This window comes from Streptomyces beijiangensis (assembly GCF_017315755.1).
Taxonomy (GTDB): Bacteria; Actinomycetota; Actinomycetes; order Streptomycetales; family Streptomycetaceae; genus Streptomyces; species Streptomyces beijiangensis.
Genome location: NZ_JAFLRJ010001185.1, coordinates 1 through 548, shown reverse-complemented (window position 1 = coordinate 548; position 548 = coordinate 1). Strand labels below are relative to the sequence as shown.

General features: G+C 73.7%; 1 protein-coding gene. It reads right to left on the bottom strand.

Annotated elements, in window-relative coordinates:
* On the bottom strand, positions 1 to 548 hold a 548-nt coding region (locus J0695_RS41105), incomplete at both ends, for a nucleotide-binding protein (RefSeq protein WP_206969903.1).

The following is a 548-nucleotide window of genomic DNA, read 5'->3' as shown; positions in this document are numbered from 1 at the left end:
GGGGGCGGAGCCCCCAGGGCGCTGGCTCCCACGCACCCCCGACCAGCGGCGGCGCGCTACGGGCCAACGCAAGCACCGCCTCCAGATCACACCCCGCCCGCACCCGCGCCCCCAGCTCCCGTACAGCCTCAACCGCGGCTGCCCGCCGCTCGGCCACCGGCACAAGCCCCAGATGCCGCGAAGGCGTCTCGACCTGCGACACCCGCCGCAACACCCCGAGCACCGGCACCCCGGACTCGTCCAGAGCCTCCCGCAGCATCGCCTCGTGCCGGTCCGATCCGACCTTGTTCAGAATCACCCCGCCGATCCGCACCTGCGGATCCCAGGACGCGAACCCGTGCACCAGCGCGGCCACCGACCGCGACTGTGACGACGCATCGACGACCAGCACCACAGGAGCCCGCAGCACCTTCGCCACCTGCGCGGTCGAGGCCAGCTCACCCCGCCCGGCAGCCCCGTCGTACAGCCCCATGACCCCCTCGACGACGGCGAGATCACACCCCGCCGCCCCGTGCGCGAACAGCGGCTCGATCAGCTCCTCGCCGCAC